The sequence below is a fragment of the Bradyrhizobium macuxiense genome (genome assembly GCF_007993935.1).
GTDB lineage: Bacteria > Pseudomonadota > Alphaproteobacteria > Rhizobiales > Xanthobacteraceae > Bradyrhizobium > Bradyrhizobium macuxiense_A.
On the sequence record NZ_VITY01000001.1, the window covers coordinates 763,035 to 777,040 of the forward strand.

The window sequence follows — 14,006 nt, forward strand, 5'->3', positions numbered from 1 at the left end:
ATTCGCGGGAATTTACGGGATTTTTTGGCTCTCAATCCCCATATGCGAGTCTTGACCCTGTTTACGCTGCAGTGCCACAAGGATCGTATGAACCAAATCAAGACCGTCTGTGTTTATTGCGGCTCCGGCCCCGGTAACAATCCCCGCTTCGTTGAAGCTGCCGTCGCGCTCGGCAAGGCCTTTGCCGAAAACAACGTGCGCCTGGTCTATGGCGGCGGCTCGATCGGCCTGATGGGCGCGGTCGCCAAATCCACGCTCGATCATGGCGGCTCCGTCACCGGCATCATTCCCGAATTCCTGCGGGCGCGCGAGAATGCGCTGACCTCGGTTCAGGAGATGATCGTGACGCCCGACATGCATGAGCGCAAGCGGCTGATGTTCGAGCGCTCGGACGCGTTCGTCGCACTGCCCGGCGGCATCGGCACCCTGGAGGAACTGGTCGAGCAACTGACCTGGCAGCAGCTCGGCCGCCACTCCAAGCCGATCCTGCTCGCCAACATCGACAATTTCTGGGAGCCCCTGCTCTCGCTCTTGAACCACATGCGCATGACCGAGTTCATCCGCCCGACATTGCCGATCAACGTCCTGATGGCCGACCGCGTCGACGACATCCTGCCGCGGCTGCGTTCCGCGGTGGCCGGCAAACCGGCAGCCGCGAAGGAGCTGGCCCCGGAAGTGGCGCGGCGGCTCTGATCGCTCGAACGCGCTAAACTATTCCCGTCATGCTGAGGAGGCCGCGCAGCGGCCGTCTCGAAGCATCGGCGGCCCGGCTGGTGGCCGTGCATCCTTCGAGACGCGCTACGCGCTCCTCAGGATGACGGATTACAATGAGGTTCGTCCAACCTCACTCACTCGGAAACGTCACGGCTTCGATGCGGTTGCCGTCGGGGTCGAGGACGAAGGCCGCATAATAGCGCACGCGGTCGTGCGGGCGCAGGCCTGGCGGACCATCGGAGAGACCGCCGGACGCCAGCGCGGCGGCGTGGAAGGCATCGACCTCGGCGATGGTCTTCGCGCGCAGGCAGATATGGGTGCCGCTCTCATGCGCGACGTGCGCCATCGTGGCGCGCAGATTGATCCAGAATTCGGGATAGGCCTTGCCGAAGCCGATCGTCGCCGGCCGCGTGACGAGGCGGCTCAGACCAAGCGCGGCCAGCGTCGGCTCATAGAACCGCGCGGCGCGTTCGAGATCGCGGACGCCGACGGAGACGTGGTCGATCATGGAAGCCTCCTTCTCGTCATTGCGAGCGAAGCGAAGCAATCCATCGCGCCGCTCGCTGAGATTGCTTCGTCACTATCGCTGCTCGCAACGGCGACGCCTGTTTTCCTTTGGCCGACTACGCCTGCGCGCCCGACTTCACCAGCTTGTAGAATACCGAATCCATCAGCGCCTGGAACGAGGCGTCGATGATGTTGGGCGAGACGCCGACCGTGGTCCAGCTCTCGCCGGTCTCGTCTTCGCTTTCGATCAGAACGCGCGTGACCGCCTCGGTGCCACCATTGAGGATACGCACGCGGTAGTCGATCAGCTTCAGGCCATCGATGTATTTCTGGTACTTGCCGAGGTCCTTGCGCAGCGCCACGTCGAGCGCGTTGACCGGACCGTTGCCTTCTGCGGCCGAGATCAGCCGCTCGCCGTCGACATCGACCTTCACCACCGCAAGCGCCACCGTGACGCGCTGGCCGTTGGCGTTGTAGCGCTGCTCGACATTGACGTCGAACTGCTCGACCTTGAAATATTCCGGCACCTTGCCGAGCGTGCGGCGCGCCAAGAGGTCGAACGAGGCGTTGGCGGATTCATAGGCGAAGCCCGCGGCCTCGCGCTCCTTCAACTCCTCGACCAGCCGCGTCAGGCGCGGATCGCTCTTGTCATAGACGATGCCGGCACGGTCGAGCTCGGCCATCACGTTGGAGCGGCCGGCCTGATCCGAGACCAACACCTTGCGGTGGTTGCCGACCGCATCCGGCAGCACGTGCTCGTAGGTCTGCGGATCCTTCATCACGGCAGAGGCATGGATGCCGGTCTTGGTGACGAAGGCGCTCTCGCCGACATAAGGCGCGTGACGGTTCGGCGCGCGATTCAGCATGTCGTCGAGCGTGCGCGACACCTTCATCAGCGTCGCCATCTTTTCGGTGGTGACGCCGATCTCGAACTTGTCGGAAAACTCCTGCTTCAGCTTTAGGGTCGGGATTAGTGAGCAGAGATTGGCGTTGCCGCAGCGCTCGCCGAGACCGTTGAGCGTGCCCTGGATCTGCCGCGCGCCGGCGCGCACCGCGGCGAGCGAGTTGGCGACCGCCTGCTCGGTGTCGTTATGGGCGTGGATGCCGACATGGGCGCCGGGGACATGCGTGACGACATCAGCGACGATGGTCTCGATCTCATGCGGCATGGTGCCGCCATTGGTGTCGCACAGCACCACCCAGCGCGCGCCGGCCCGATAGGCGGCCTTCGCGCAGGCGAGCGCATAGTCGCTGTCCTCCTTGTAGCCGTCGAAGAAATGCTCGCAGTCGACCATCACCTCGCGGCCGAGCGCCTTGGCGGCGGCGACGCTGTCGCGGATCGAGGCGAGGTTCTCCTCATTGGTGGTCTCGAGCGCGACCCGGACCTGGTACGCGGAGGATTTCGCGACGAAGCAGATCGCGTCCGCCTTGGCCTCGAGAATGCCGGCGAGCCCGGGATCGTTCGAAGCCGAGCGGCCCGGCCGACGCGTCATGCCGAACGCGGTGAAGCGCGCGTGGTCGAAGGCGGGCTTCCTGCTGAAGAACTCGGTGTCGGTGGGATTGGCGCCGGGATAGCCGCCCTCGACATAGTCGATGCCGAGCTGGTCGAGTAGGCCTGCGATCACCTGCTTGTCCTGTAGCGTGAAGTCGACCCCATTGGTCTGCGCGCCGTCGCGCAGCGTCGTGTCGAACAGATAGAGGCGCTCGCGGCTCATGCGTGGCCTCCGGGCGTGGCAACGCCGTCGAGCGTCTTCTGCATCGTGGTGTTGGCGAGCCACTCGTCACCGATGGTGACCGAATTGCGCTGCTGCGCGACGTAGCCGCGCTTGCGGAAGAATTCGAGCGCCGTGTCGCTGACATCGACCTTCAGGGTCTTGGTGCCGCGGGCGCTTGCGATCTTTTCCAATGCATCGCACAGCGCAGCGCCGACACCCTGCCCGACCGCACTCGGATGCACGTAGAGCATGTCGATATGGTCGGCGCCCCTGAGCGAGGCGAACCCAACCGGCGCGCCCTGCAACGTCGCGATCAGCGTCAGTTGTCCGGCAAGCTTCTTGCCGAATGCTGCCTCGTCGTCGGCAGCCGCCGCCCAGGCCTCCTGTTGCGCCTCGCTGTAATCGTCGCCGGTCAGATCCATGATCGAGGCCGCGAAGATCGCCGCCAGCAGCGGCGCGTCATCAGCCAGATACGGGCGCAACGCGGGTGCGGAACGGCTCATCGCGCGATCTCCCAGGTGGTGCCTTCCTTGGAGTCCTTGATCACCACGCCCATCGCGGCGAGCTGATCGCGGATCCGGTCGGACTCCTTGAAATCCTTGCGCGCACGCGCCGCGGTTCGCTCTGCGATCAATGCCTCGACCGCCGCGGCATCGACGCCACTCGCCTGCTCCTTGCGGCCCTTCCACGCCGCCGCACTCTCCGACAGGAAGCCGAGCAGCCGCAGCGAACCGGCAAATTCCTTGCGGCCCGCCTCACTGCTCGCGGCAGCATTCCGCAGGCCGTGCAGCACGGCCATCGCCTGCGCGGTGTTGAGATCGTCGTAGAGTGCCTCGACCATCGCCGGCGACGGCGCACCGGACTCGGCGTCGGCCGCGACCGCATACCAGTCATCGAGCGTCCTAGCGGCCTCTTCCGCGCTCTTCAGCGTCCAGTCGAGCGGCGAACGGTAGTGCGTTCTCAGCATGCTGAGCCGCAGCACCTCGCCCGGCCAATCCGCCAGCAGATCGCGGATCGTGAAGAAGTTGCCGAGCGACTTCGACATCTTCTCGCTTTCGATCTGCAGGAAGCCGTTGTGCATCCAGACATTGGCCATGCGGTCGGTGTGGAACGCGCAGCATGTCTGCGCGAGCTCGTTCTCATGGTGCGGGAACACCAGGTCGATGCCACCGCCATGGATGTCAAACTTTTCGCCGAGGTGCTTCCAGGCCATCGCCGAGCACTCGATGTGCCAGCCGGGCCGGCCCTCAACCGCAATGCCTGCCGGCGACGGCCACGACGGCTCGCCCGGCTTCGACGGCTTCCACAGCACGAAGTCGGTGTTGTCGCGCTTGTAGGGCGCAACGTCGACTCGGGCGCCCGCGATCATCTCGTCGAGCGAGCGCTTCGACAGCGCGCCATAGCGCGGCAACACCGAATTGGCCGCGTTCATCGCCTGCGGCGAGAACAGCACGTGATCCTCGGCGACATAGGCAAAGCCGCCGGCGACCAGCTTCTCGATGATCGCGCGCATCTCCGGGATGTGCTCGGTCGCACGCGGCTGCACGGTCGGCGGCAAGCAGCCGAGCGCGGTGACGTCATCCTGATACTGCTGGTAGGTCTGCTCGGTGACCTTGCGGATCGCCTCGTTCAGCGGCACGCCGGGATAGTCCCGCGCGGCGCGGACATTGATCTTGTCGTCGACGTCGGTGATGTTGCGGACATAGGTCACGTGGCCGGCGCCATAGCGATGGCGCAGCGCGCGGAACAGCACGTCGAAGACAATGGCCGCACGGCCGTTGCCGATATGGGCGAAGTCGTAGACCGTCGGTCCGCAGGCATACATGCGGACGTTGTTGGCATCGAGCGGCACGAACAGCCGCTTCTCCCGGGTCAACGTGTCGTAAAGGCGCAAATCCATGGGTACCCATCCCTTGCGGCCGGGCGTCCAGTGATTCTCAGGGTGATTGAGAAAAGACGGCCTCAGCCAGCGAATCGCTAGCTCATAATCTCGCGGCAAATGCTGCAGATGGCGAGGTGGCCGTTCATGGTTCCACCATGTCTCATGGCCCCATTATCGCGTCAAGGGGCTGTTTTCGGGCGCTTTGCAACGCGCCGGGCGCCGAAATCACGCCAACGCCCTCATGGTTAATCATTATTAAGGAATTGGGCGTATCCGGACGCCTGCGGATTCCCCGCCATTTGACCGGTGCACCATGCGGCCCTTTTCAGCATTGATTGCCTGCTCGCTCTTCCTTGTCCCGTCCGCCTTTGTCCCCTCGGCCGCGCTGGCCGACAGCCGCGTTTTCATCGTCGCCAACCAGGCCGACGGCTACGGCATCGACCAGTGCCTCGCCCGTGGCGACCGTTGCGGCGCGTCCGCCGCCCGCGCCTACTGCCGCTCACGGGATTTTGCGCAGGCCACCAATTACCGCCGCGTCGATCCCGACGAGATCACCGGCGCGGTTCCGCACGCCGCCAATGAGAAATGCACCGGCAATAGCTGCGGCGAATACGTCGCCATTACCTGTCAGCGCTGAGCCAAGCTGCTGGATAAACGGGGTTATTGCCACACCGGCGCCCCGGAAACGACGTGACGCTGCCCCGAGAAAAGGCTATTGCAGCGGCCTTGCCCGCGCGCTTTGGCGTTGCTCGCCGCGCGGCGTCGTTTTAATGGCCGGATATGCTCAATAGCTCCCGTTCTCGCTTCTCCCGCTGGTTCTCGACTTGCGCCCTGTTGGCCGCAATCGCCCTGCCCGCCACGGATGCCCTGGCGCAGGTGCCGCCTGGCCCGCCCGGCCCGGCGCCCCAGGGCGGCCCGCCCAATCCGCAGGCCAATCCGATGTGCGTGCGACTCGAAGGCCAATTGGCGGCGATCGATCGCGGCGGCGGCGGCGATCCGGCCAAGGACGAGCAGATCCGCCGCTATCAGGACGCGGCAACAAGGCAGCAGGGCGAACTCGATCGCGTGACGGCGCAGGCCCGGCGCATGGGTTGCGACAGCTCCGGGTTCTTCTCGCTGTTCAATAACAATTCGGCGCAGTGCGGACCGGTCAACAACCAGATCCAGCAGATGCGCGCCAATCTCGACCAGATGACCGCCAATCTCGAACGGCTGCGCACCGGCGGGCTCGGCGGCGCCGACCGCGAGAACCAGCGCCGCTCGGTCCTGACGGCGCTGGCGCAGAACAATTGCGGCCCGCAATACGCCGCGGCGGCCGCGCGTGGCCCCGGCAATTTCATCGAGAACCTGTTCGGCGGCGGTGGCGGCGGCGCCAATCCGAATACGCCGCTGCCTCCGCCCGACGCGCAATATGGCGGGCAGTCCGGCACCTTCCGCACCGTCTGCGTGCGCACCTGCGACGGCGCCTATTTCCCGATTTCGTTCGCGACCTCGTCGGCCCGCTTTGCCGCCGACGAGCAGATCTGCAAGGCGCAGTGCCCGGCCGCGGAGGCCAGCCTGTTCGCCTACCGCAATCCCGGCGAAGACATCAACCAGGCGGTCTCGATCAGCGGCCAGTCCTACTCGTCGCTGCCGAACGCCTTCAAGTACCGCACCGAGTTCAACCCGTCGTGCTCCTGCAGGGCGGCCGGCCAGAGCTGGGCCGAGGCGTTGAAGGCGGTCGACGACCAGACGGCCGCCGCGCAGCAGGGCGACATCATCGTCACCGAGGAGAGCGCGCGGAAGATGCAGCAGCGCGCGCAGACCAAGGCCGCCGCCGGCAAGAAGGGCGCGCCGGCTGCGGCTCAACAGCAGCAGCCCGCCGCCGCTGACGCCACGGCGCCGGCTGCGCCCGCGAGCGACGGCCAGATCCGCACGGTCGGCCCGACCTTCATCCAGCAGAAGAAGCAGTAGGGTTCACCCCTCGAACGCCTCCGCCGACGCGCGCGAGGTGCGCGTCACCAGCTTCTCGTCGGGCTCCGGCAGCACCTTGCCGAAATCGCGGAAGCGGTTGGTGATGGGGTAGCGGCGGTCGCGGCCGAAATTCTTGCGCGTCACCTTCACCCCGGGCGCGGCCTGCCGGCGCTTGTATTCGGCGATGTTGAGCAGGCGGTCGACGCGCGTCACCACGTCGCGATCGAAGCCGGCCTCGATGATGGTCGCAAGCGGCTCCTCGCGCTCCACCAGCCGCTCGAGGATCGCGTCGAGCACCTCGTAGGGCGGTAGCGAATCCTGGTCGGTCTGGTTCTCGCGCAGCTCCGCGGTCGGCGGCCGGACGATGATGTTGACCGGGATCACCTCGCCCGACGGCCCGAGCGCACCGTCCGGCTTCCAGGCATTGCGCAGGCTCGACAGGCGGAACACCTCGGTCTTGTAGATGTCCTTGATCGGGTTGAAGCCGCCATTCATGTCGCCGTACAGCGTGGCGTAGCCGACCGACATTTCCGACTTGTTGCCTGTCGTCACCACCATGGCGCCGGTCTTGTTGGAGATCGCCATCAGCAGCGTGCCGCGGGCGCGGGCCTGCAAATTCTCCTCGGTGATGTCGCGCTCCATGCCAGCAAACACCGGTGCGAGGATCTTCTCGAACCCGTTCACGGCATCCGCGATCGGCAGGATCTCGTAGCGGATGCCGAGCGCGGCGGCGAGCTTGGCGGCATCGTCGAGCGACACCTGCGCGGTGTAGCGGAACGGCAGCATCACGCCGCGCACCTTGTCGGCTCCGAGCGCATCGACCGCGATCGCCGCGCACAGCGCCGAATCGATGCCGCCGGAGACGCCGAGCAGCACGCCGGGAAAGCCGTTCTTGCGGACATAGTCGCGCAGGCCGAGCACGCAGGCCGCGTAATCGGCCTTGTCGCCCTCGAGCTGCGCGGTGCTCGGCCCGTTGCAGCGCCAGCCATCCGCCGTCTTGCGCCAGGTCAGCGTCGTGATGTTCTCCTCGAATGCCGGAAGCTGCGCCGCGACGGAGAGATCGGCGTTCAGCGCGAACGAAGCGCCGTCGAAGATCAATTCGTCCTGGCCGCCAACTTCATTCAAATAGACCAGCGGCAGCCCGCTCTCGGTGACCCGCGCCACCACGATAGACAGGCGGAGATCGGCCTTGTCGCGGGCATAGGGCGAGCCGTTCGGCACCACGAGGATCTCGGCACCGGTCTCGGCGAGACATTCGACGACGTTCTCGTATTCCTCTGACTCCTCGAGCCAGATGTCCTCGCAGATCGGCACCCCGATGCGCACGCCGCGCACCGTCACCGGACCCGGCGCCGGGCCGCGCGCGAACAACCGCTTCTCGTCGAACACGCCGTAATTCGGCAGATTGGCCTTGAAGCGCAGCGCGGCGATGCGGCCACCGTCGAGCAGCGCGCAGGCATTGTAGAGCTTGCCGTCCTCGACCCAGGGCGTGCCGATCAGCATGGCCGGTCCGCCGTCTTTGGTCTCGCGCGCCAGTTCCTCGACCGCGGTGCGGCAGGCCGACTGGAATGCCGGCTTGAGCACCAGATCCTCCGGCGGATAGCCGGCGAGGAACAGCTCCGAGAGCACCACGAGATCGGCGCCGTCGGCCTTTGCTTTCTCGCGCGCGGCACGCGCTTTCGCGGCGTTGCCGGTGACGTCACCGACCGTCGGATTGAGTTGCGCCAGGGTGATCTTGATCTGTTGTTCGCTCATAGCTTTATGTTGTCCCGCACAAGGGCAAACTTCAATGGTCGTCCGGTCATGGTGCGATTGCAGAAATCGCACTGGGATCCCTGGTCAGGGTGCAAGTTCTGCCCTCACCTCGCCGAGCAGCGCCAGACCACCCAGCCGGCCCAATTCGTCCGAACATTTCGCGCTCTTGCCGTAGCAGCAGAATGCGACGGTGACCCGTTCGGACAGCCGCCCGATGCAAGGCAAGCCGGTGTCGCCAAAGGTGGTCATGCAGGGCACGACGCGGCGTTCCTCGAACTTGAGGTCACGGATGCGATCGAGGATCTGCGCTTGCAGATGATCCGCGACATCGATCGATCCGCCCGACCGGAACCAATCCTTGATGTCAGCCTCGCCCTCGAGCGGAAGATCGACCGGATCACCGCCGAGCTTCAACCAGGTCCGGCCGTCCGGATATGGGATCGGCGGCAGGATATAGGGATTGTCGCCCTTCGGCCCGAGGCAACGCATCGACGGCATTCCAGTCAGGCGCCGAACCTCCGCCGCATCAAGCCGGAACAGCGCCGCGGTCCGCGCATAGACCGTAAAGCCCAATGACCGGCCGAGCAGCGATTGGGTATGCCCGCCGGCCGCGACGAGGACACGCTCGGCCTCGACATTGCCCGATCGGGTCCGGATCGTCACACCGGAAGCGGTCTCCGAAATCCCGAGTGCGGCCTCGTCGATGATCCGCGCCCCCGCGCGCTCCGCCGCGATGGTCTGCGCCCGGACCAGGCGGCGCGGTGAGATATATCCGGCATCGCGCGGCTCGAAATAGCCCAGCATTCCGGCGGTTGATTTCAGGAATGGAAACCGCTCGGCGAGCCCCGCATCCTGATAGGCTTCACAGCAGATCGCCTCGTCGGCGCAGACCTCGCCGACCGAGGCGACGTCAGTGGTTTCGCGATGGCCGACGTGAAGCGCGCCGGCTTCACGGTAGAACGCGACTCCGCTTTCCGCCGCAATCTCGCCGTAGCGCGCAATCGCCGCGCGGTTCATCTGCCGCCAGAAGGCTTGCGGATCGTAAGTCCGCGTGATGCGGCCCTCGTCATAGTGGCTGCCGAACACGCCGTCGTGGCTCGAAAAATCGGCCGGCTCACCGGGCCCGATCAGCGCAACCTCGTGGCCCATCTTGCTGAGGTGCCGCGCGGCCGCCGCCCCGATCAGACCACGCCCGATCACCGCAAGCTTGATCGGCTTTTTGACGCTCACGGTTAGAACGCGCCCAAGCGCTCGGCGAGTGCGAACAGCCAGAACAGCCCGGCCATCACAAGCGCGACGCCGACGGCGGCGGAGCCCATGTCCTTGACCCGGCCGATCTGCGGATCGTGATCCATGGTCAGGCGGTCGGCGAGCTTCTCGATCGCGGTGTTGAGCAGCTCGATCACCAGCACCAGCACGACGGTCGCGACCAACTCGACGCGGCGCATCACGGTGGCGCCGACCAGCCAGGCCAGCGGCACCGACAGCACCAGTGCAACGACCTCCTCGCGGATCGCCTGCTCCGAGCGAATGGCGAATGCCAGCCCGTTGCGCGAGTTGATGGTGGCTCGCCAGAACCTCAGCAAGTCACTGCCCTCAAGTCACTGCCCCAAATCACAACCCCGCAGCGGCCGGCATCGGTTTGACCTTGCCGGCGCGCTCCTGCTTCAAGAGCTCGGCGATCAGGAAGGCCATGTCGATCGACTGTTCGGCGTTGAGACGGGGATCGCAGACCGTGTGATAGCGATCGTTGAGGTCCTCATCGGTGATGGCGCGCGCGCCGCCGATGCATTCGGTGACGTCCTGCCCGGTCATCTCCAGATGCACGCCGCCGGCATGGGTGCCTTCCGCCGCATGGATCTGGAAGAACGCCTTCACCTCCGACAGCACGCGGTCGAACGGCCGCGTCTTGTAGCCCGTGGTCGAGGTGATGGTGTTGCCGTGCATCGGATCGCACGACCAGACCACGACGCGGCCCTCGCGCTGCACGGCCCGGATCAGGCCGGGCAGATGGTCGCCGACCTTGTCGGCGCCGAACCGGTTGATCAGGGTCAGGCGGCCCGGCTCGTTATCGGGATTGAGGATGTCGATCAGCTTCAGCAGCTCGTCCGGCTTCAGCGACGGGCCGCATTTCAGGCCGATCGGATTCTTGATGCCGCGGAAATATTCGACATGGCCGTGGTCGAGCTGGCGGGTGCGGTCGCCGATCCAGATCATGTGGCCGGAGGTCGCGTACCAGTCGCCGGTGGTGGAATCGACCCTCGTCATCGCCTGCTCGTAACCGAGCAGCAGTGCCTCGTGGCTGGTATAGAAATCGGTGGCGCGCAGCTCCGGATGGCTCTCGAGATCGAGGCCGCAGGCGCGCATGAAGTTCAGCGCATCCGAGATGCGGTCGGCGAGCTCCTTGTAGCGGCGGGACTGCGGCGAATCCTTCAGGAAGCCGAGCATCCATTGATGCACGCTGCCGAGATTGGCGAAGCCGCCGGTGGCAAACGCGCGCAGCAGGTTCAGCGTCGCCGCGGATTGGCGGTACGCCATCAACTGGCGCTGCGGATCGGGGATGCGCGCCTCCGCGGTGAAGGCGATGTCGTTGACGATGTCGCCGCGATAGCTCGGCAGCTCGACGTCGCCCTGCTTCTCGGTCGGCGACGAGCGCGGTTTTGCAAACTGCCCGGCGATGCGGCCGACCTTCACCACCGGCAGCGCGCCGGCATAGGTCATGACCACCGCCATCTGCAGCAGCACGCGGAAGAAGTCGCGGATGTTGTTGGCGCCGTGCTCGGCAAAGCTCTCGGCGCAGTCGCCGCCCTGCAGCAGGAAAGCCTCGCCGGCCGAGACCCGGCCGAGCGCCTTCTTCAGGCTGCGCGCCTCGCCCGCGAACACCAGCGGCGGAAAGGTCGCCAGCTGGGCCTCGACATCGGCCAATGCCTTGGCATCGGGATAATCGGGCACCTGCAGCACCTTCTTGGCGCGCCAGCTATCGGGTGTCCACCGCTCGGACATGAGGTCAACTCCTGAGCAAAAACCGCGACTTAATCGCGGGCCTACGGAAAGCCCGGCTTATACACAGGGCGCCGGTCTCCCGCTAGAAGGATTCCTGCAACTCCGTCAAGCCCTTGCAAGAAAATCCGAATTCGCATTTGGTAGAGCATAGCATGAATGCCGGGGAAATCGCCGTGGCCGCCGCCGCGCTGGACGACGTTTTTAGCGACGACATCGTCGTGCCGGCCGCGGACGGCTATCCGCTCGCAGCGACGCTGTTCCTGCCCCGCGGCAAAAAGCGCCATGCCGTCCTGATCAACTCGGCGACCGCCGTGCCCCGCAAGGTCTATCGCGGCTTTGCCGGCTATCTCGCCCGCCGCGGCGCGGCGGTCTTGACCTACGACTACCGCGGCACCGGCGACTCCAGACCGATGGCGGCGACCGGCCGGAACAAGCAGAAGTCGCTGGCCGGCTTCAAGGCCACGATGGCGGATTGGGCCGCGCTCGACACCACCGCCGCCGTGCGCTGGATGCGCGAGCGCTACCGCGAGCTGCCCTTTGCCTATGTCGGCCACTCCTTCGGCGGCCAGGCGCTCGGGCTGTTGCCGAACAATGCCGAGATCCCGCGCGCGCTGCTGATCGCCTCGCAGGCCGCGCATTGGAAGCTGATGGCCTCGCCCGAGCGCTACCGCGTCGTCGCCTTCATGAACGGCATCGGGCTGCCGCTGGCGCGCACGCTCGGCTATGTGCCGGGCTGGGCCGGTCTCGGCATGGACCTGCCGCGCGGCGTGTTCGAGCAATGGCGCGGCTGGGTGATGCGCGAGCGCTATCTGCTCGACGATCCGGCACTTGCTGCGCGCGAAAATTTTCCGAACTTCAAGGGCAAGCTCCGCGCACTCACCATCACCGACGACACCTGGGCGACGCGGCCCGCGGTCGAGCTGCTGTGCTCCGCGTTCACGTCGATCACACCGGAGATCATCTCGATCCGTCCTGCGGACGCCGGCGCGAAGGCGATCGGCCATTTCGGCTTCTTCCGCAGCGAACACCGCGAGGCCCTCTGGCGCGGCGCTGCGGAGTGGCTCGAGGCGGAGGGTTAGACGCAGCACTCTCCACTGTCGTCCCTGCGAACGCAGGGACCCATACGCCGCGGATGTTGTGGACGGGACTCGTCGTTCCAGCATCACGTAGTTCCAGCATCGCGCACCAATCAGCGTTGGTGGTTATGGGTCCCTGCGTCCGCAGGGACGACACCGAGTATGTTGCGCGGCCGGTGGGCATGCCTTCGCATTCTCGCGACATGAATCGCTCGAGCTTGGCAGCATCCACCCAACTGTCGTTGATCGTAGCACAGATCGTTGGAACATCGACCCGGCCTCACACCACCTTCCGCGCCGCCGCCGTCGCCGCATCCCCCGTGTTCGGCGTCCCCGTCGGCTCGATCAGCAACAGATGCACCTCTTCCCGCGCGACGGGGCGGTGCTCGACGCCCTTCGGCACGATGTACATCTGGCCTTGCCTCAGCGTGACGGTGCGGTCGCGCAGCTCGATGTCGAGCACGCCTTTCAGCACCAGGAAGAAGTCGTCGGTGTCGTCGTGCTTGTGCCAGACGAACTCGCCCTGCACCTTCACCACCATCACGTCGCAGGCGTTGAATTGCGTCACGGTGCGCGGCGACCAGTGATCGGCGAATGTCGACAGTTTCTGCGAGAGATCGATCGCGTCGCTCATGATGCCTCCGGGTCCTGGCCGGCTTGCCGGGCTCGTTAGCTCAGCGGCGCGACGCACTCAATGCACGCCCCTCAACTTCGCCGGATACGGTGCCGGCTCGTTGTGCCCGTTGATATCGCAATGCGCTTCGCCGTTGGCGGCCTTGCGCTCCAGCAGTTCCCGTTCGGCCTTGTACCAGAGCTGATCCATCTGGCCTCGCGGCTCTCCGGCGTCCTTCCACAGCTCGTAGGCGCGGGTCCGGATCTCCTGCTCGGTGGGACCTCTCATGGGCGGCTCCCTCAATTTGAGACATCAAACTGTTTGAGAGTGGAACAGCCAGCATAGCGCATGGTTCCAAGGCGCGCGAGATGCCGCACCGCCAGCGGCACGCGCCATCTGTGCACAAGCCCATGGCACGAGCCATTCGCCGGTAACCGGACCCGATTTGAGCGGCCCAAAGAAAGGCCCCAGCAAGGGGGGCACAGGCTGAGGCCAAAGTCACTCACCAATGAAGTCGAAGCGTCACGCGATCAGCAGCCAGGCAACGCTGACGATGAGCGCGATGAACGACACCCCGGCAAAGCCGAGGAAGCCGTAGTCCAAATTGTCCATGTGATCCGGTCCGGACATGCCCGCAGCCTGAGCCCGGGCAGGCGCGGCCGCATTCACATATGCATGTCAGCAAGGGTGCCCTAATTTCTCCTGCGGCAACACGAACGGCCGCAGGGTGGCTCTCCTCAATGCGCTCCATGGTGCGGCGGCAAGCTACCCCTTCAGAGGTATGAAAC

Annotated in this window: 14 protein-coding genes; 4 read left to right on the top strand and 10 right to left on the bottom strand. The window is 65.7% G+C overall.

Annotation, left to right across the window (positions count from 1 at the left end):
* Nucleotides 1–87: 87 nt before the first annotated feature.
* Nucleotides 88–693 carry a TIGR00730 family Rossman fold protein gene (locus FBZ93_RS03650; protein WP_146984583.1) on the top strand — a complete coding sequence of 202 codons (606 nt, stop codon included), beginning with the start codon at nucleotides 88–90 and terminating at the stop codon, nucleotides 691–693.
* A gap of 151 nt (nucleotides 694–844) precedes the next feature.
* On the opposite strand, the gene FBZ93_RS03655 is transcribed toward FBZ93_RS03650, so the two are convergent.
* The 4 genes from FBZ93_RS03655 to cysS form a co-directional block, all read right to left on the bottom strand.
* Nucleotides 845–1,222, bottom strand: coding sequence for a VOC family protein (locus tag FBZ93_RS03655; protein WP_146984584.1), 378 nt, complete (start codon nucleotides 1,220–1,222; stop codon nucleotides 845–847).
* Between the two features lie 115 nt (nucleotides 1,223–1,337).
* On the bottom strand, nucleotides 1,338–2,936 hold the full coding sequence (gene cimA / locus FBZ93_RS03660; RefSeq protein WP_146984585.1) for a citramalate synthase: 1,599 nt from the start codon (nucleotides 2,934–2,936) through the stop codon (nucleotides 1,338–1,340).
* Nucleotides 2,933–3,439 carry a GNAT family N-acetyltransferase gene (locus FBZ93_RS03665; RefSeq protein WP_146984586.1) on the bottom strand — a complete coding sequence of 169 codons (507 nt, stop codon included), beginning with the start codon at nucleotides 3,437–3,439 and terminating at the stop codon, nucleotides 2,933–2,935. Before FBZ93_RS03665 ends, cimA begins: the two co-directional genes overlap by 4 nt.
* Entirely contained in the window at nucleotides 3,436–4,836 is a 1,401-nt protein-coding gene (gene cysS, locus FBZ93_RS03670) for a cysteine--tRNA ligase (protein ID WP_146984587.1), read from the bottom strand. Before cysS ends, FBZ93_RS03665 begins: the two co-directional genes overlap by 4 nt.
* 295 nt (nucleotides 4,837–5,131) lie before the next feature.
* Between cysS and FBZ93_RS03675 the strand changes: the two genes are divergently transcribed.
* Complete coding sequence (locus FBZ93_RS03675; RefSeq protein ID WP_167528894.1) at nucleotides 5,132–5,455, top strand: hypothetical protein; 324 nt, start codon at nucleotides 5,132–5,134, stop codon at nucleotides 5,453–5,455.
* A gap of 143 nt (nucleotides 5,456–5,598) precedes the next feature.
* Nucleotides 5,599–6,771, top strand: a complete 1,173-nt coding sequence (locus FBZ93_RS03680) for a DUF2865 domain-containing protein (protein ID WP_167528895.1) — start codon at nucleotides 5,599–5,601, stop codon at nucleotides 6,769–6,771.
* Between the two features lie 3 nt (nucleotides 6,772–6,774).
* Here FBZ93_RS03680 and FBZ93_RS03685 read toward each other — a convergent pair whose 3' ends face one another.
* The 4 genes from FBZ93_RS03685 to FBZ93_RS03700 all read right to left on the bottom strand — a co-directional run bounded on the left by FBZ93_RS03685 (nucleotide 6,775) and on the right by FBZ93_RS03700 (nucleotide 11,529).
* Entirely contained in the window at nucleotides 6,775–8,526 is a 1,752-nt protein-coding gene (locus tag FBZ93_RS03685; RefSeq protein ID WP_146984588.1) for an NAD+ synthase, read from the bottom strand.
* Between the two features lie 84 nt (nucleotides 8,527–8,610).
* A complete protein-coding gene (locus tag FBZ93_RS03690; RefSeq protein WP_208763952.1) occupies nucleotides 8,611–9,756 on the bottom strand; it encodes an NAD(P)/FAD-dependent oxidoreductase in 1,146 nt (381 codons plus the stop codon).
* 2 nt (nucleotides 9,757–9,758) lie between these two features.
* Nucleotides 9,759–10,112: a diacylglycerol kinase gene (locus FBZ93_RS03695; protein WP_146984589.1), complete on the bottom strand. Its 354-nt coding sequence runs from the start codon at nucleotides 10,110–10,112 to the stop codon at nucleotides 9,759–9,761.
* Nucleotides 10,113–10,140: 28 nt separating this feature from the next.
* Nucleotides 10,141–11,529 (bottom strand): class II 3-deoxy-7-phosphoheptulonate synthase, encoded by a 1,389-nt coding sequence (locus FBZ93_RS03700; protein ID WP_146984590.1) that lies wholly within the window; start codon nucleotides 11,527–11,529, stop codon nucleotides 10,141–10,143.
* Nucleotides 11,530–11,681: 152 nt separating this feature from the next.
* Between FBZ93_RS03700 and FBZ93_RS03705 the strand changes: the two genes are divergently transcribed.
* Complete coding sequence (locus FBZ93_RS03705) at nucleotides 11,682–12,608, top strand: alpha/beta hydrolase family protein (RefSeq protein ID WP_146984591.1); 927 nt, start codon at nucleotides 11,682–11,684, stop codon at nucleotides 12,606–12,608.
* A gap of 277 nt (nucleotides 12,609–12,885) precedes the next feature.
* On the opposite strand, the gene FBZ93_RS03710 is transcribed toward FBZ93_RS03705, so the two are convergent.
* On the bottom strand, nucleotides 12,886–13,239 hold the full coding sequence (locus FBZ93_RS03710) for a cupin domain-containing protein (protein ID WP_146984592.1): 354 nt from the start codon (nucleotides 13,237–13,239) through the stop codon (nucleotides 12,886–12,888).
* A 57-nt stretch (nucleotides 13,240–13,296) separates the two neighbouring features.
* A complete protein-coding gene (locus tag FBZ93_RS03715) occupies nucleotides 13,297–13,506 on the bottom strand; it encodes a DUF2934 domain-containing protein (protein WP_146984593.1) in 210 nt (69 codons plus the stop codon).
* Nucleotides 13,507–14,006: the final 500 nt, after the last annotated feature.

Bases quoted from the DNA above. Each gene is read 5' to 3' on its own strand.
- FBZ93_RS03650 (WP_146984583.1), top strand. From the start codon at position 88: ATGAACCAAATCAAGACCGTCTGTGTTTATTGCGGCTCCGGCCCCGGT.
- FBZ93_RS03655 (WP_146984584.1), bottom strand. From the start codon at position 1,222: ATGATCGACCACGTCTCCGTCGGCGTCCGCGATCTCGAACGCGCCGCG.
- cimA (WP_146984585.1), bottom strand. From the start codon at position 2,936: ATGAGCCGCGAGCGCCTCTATCTGTTCGACACGACGCTGCGCGACGGC.
- FBZ93_RS03665 (WP_146984586.1), bottom strand. From the start codon at position 3,439: ATGAGCCGTTCCGCACCCGCGTTGCGCCCGTATCTGGCTGATGACGCG.
- cysS (WP_146984587.1), bottom strand. From the start codon at position 4,836: ATGGATTTGCGCCTTTACGACACGTTGACCCGGGAGAAGCGGCTGTTC.
- FBZ93_RS03675 (WP_167528894.1), top strand. From the start codon at position 5,132: ATGCGGCCCTTTTCAGCATTGATTGCCTGCTCGCTCTTCCTTGTCCCG.
- FBZ93_RS03680 (WP_167528895.1), top strand. From the start codon at position 5,599: ATGCTCAATAGCTCCCGTTCTCGCTTCTCCCGCTGGTTCTCGACTTGC.
- FBZ93_RS03685 (WP_146984588.1), bottom strand. From the start codon at position 8,526: ATGAGCGAACAACAGATCAAGATCACCCTGGCGCAACTCAATCCGACG.
- FBZ93_RS03700 (WP_146984590.1), bottom strand. From the start codon at position 11,529: ATGTCCGAGCGGTGGACACCCGATAGCTGGCGCGCCAAGAAGGTGCTG.
- FBZ93_RS03705 (WP_146984591.1), top strand. From the start codon at position 11,682: ATGAATGCCGGGGAAATCGCCGTGGCCGCCGCCGCGCTGGACGACGTT.
- FBZ93_RS03710 (WP_146984592.1), bottom strand. From the start codon at position 13,239: ATGAGCGACGCGATCGATCTCTCGCAGAAACTGTCGACATTCGCCGAT.
- FBZ93_RS03715 (WP_146984593.1), bottom strand. From the start codon at position 13,506: ATGAGAGGTCCCACCGAGCAGGAGATCCGGACCCGCGCCTACGAGCTG.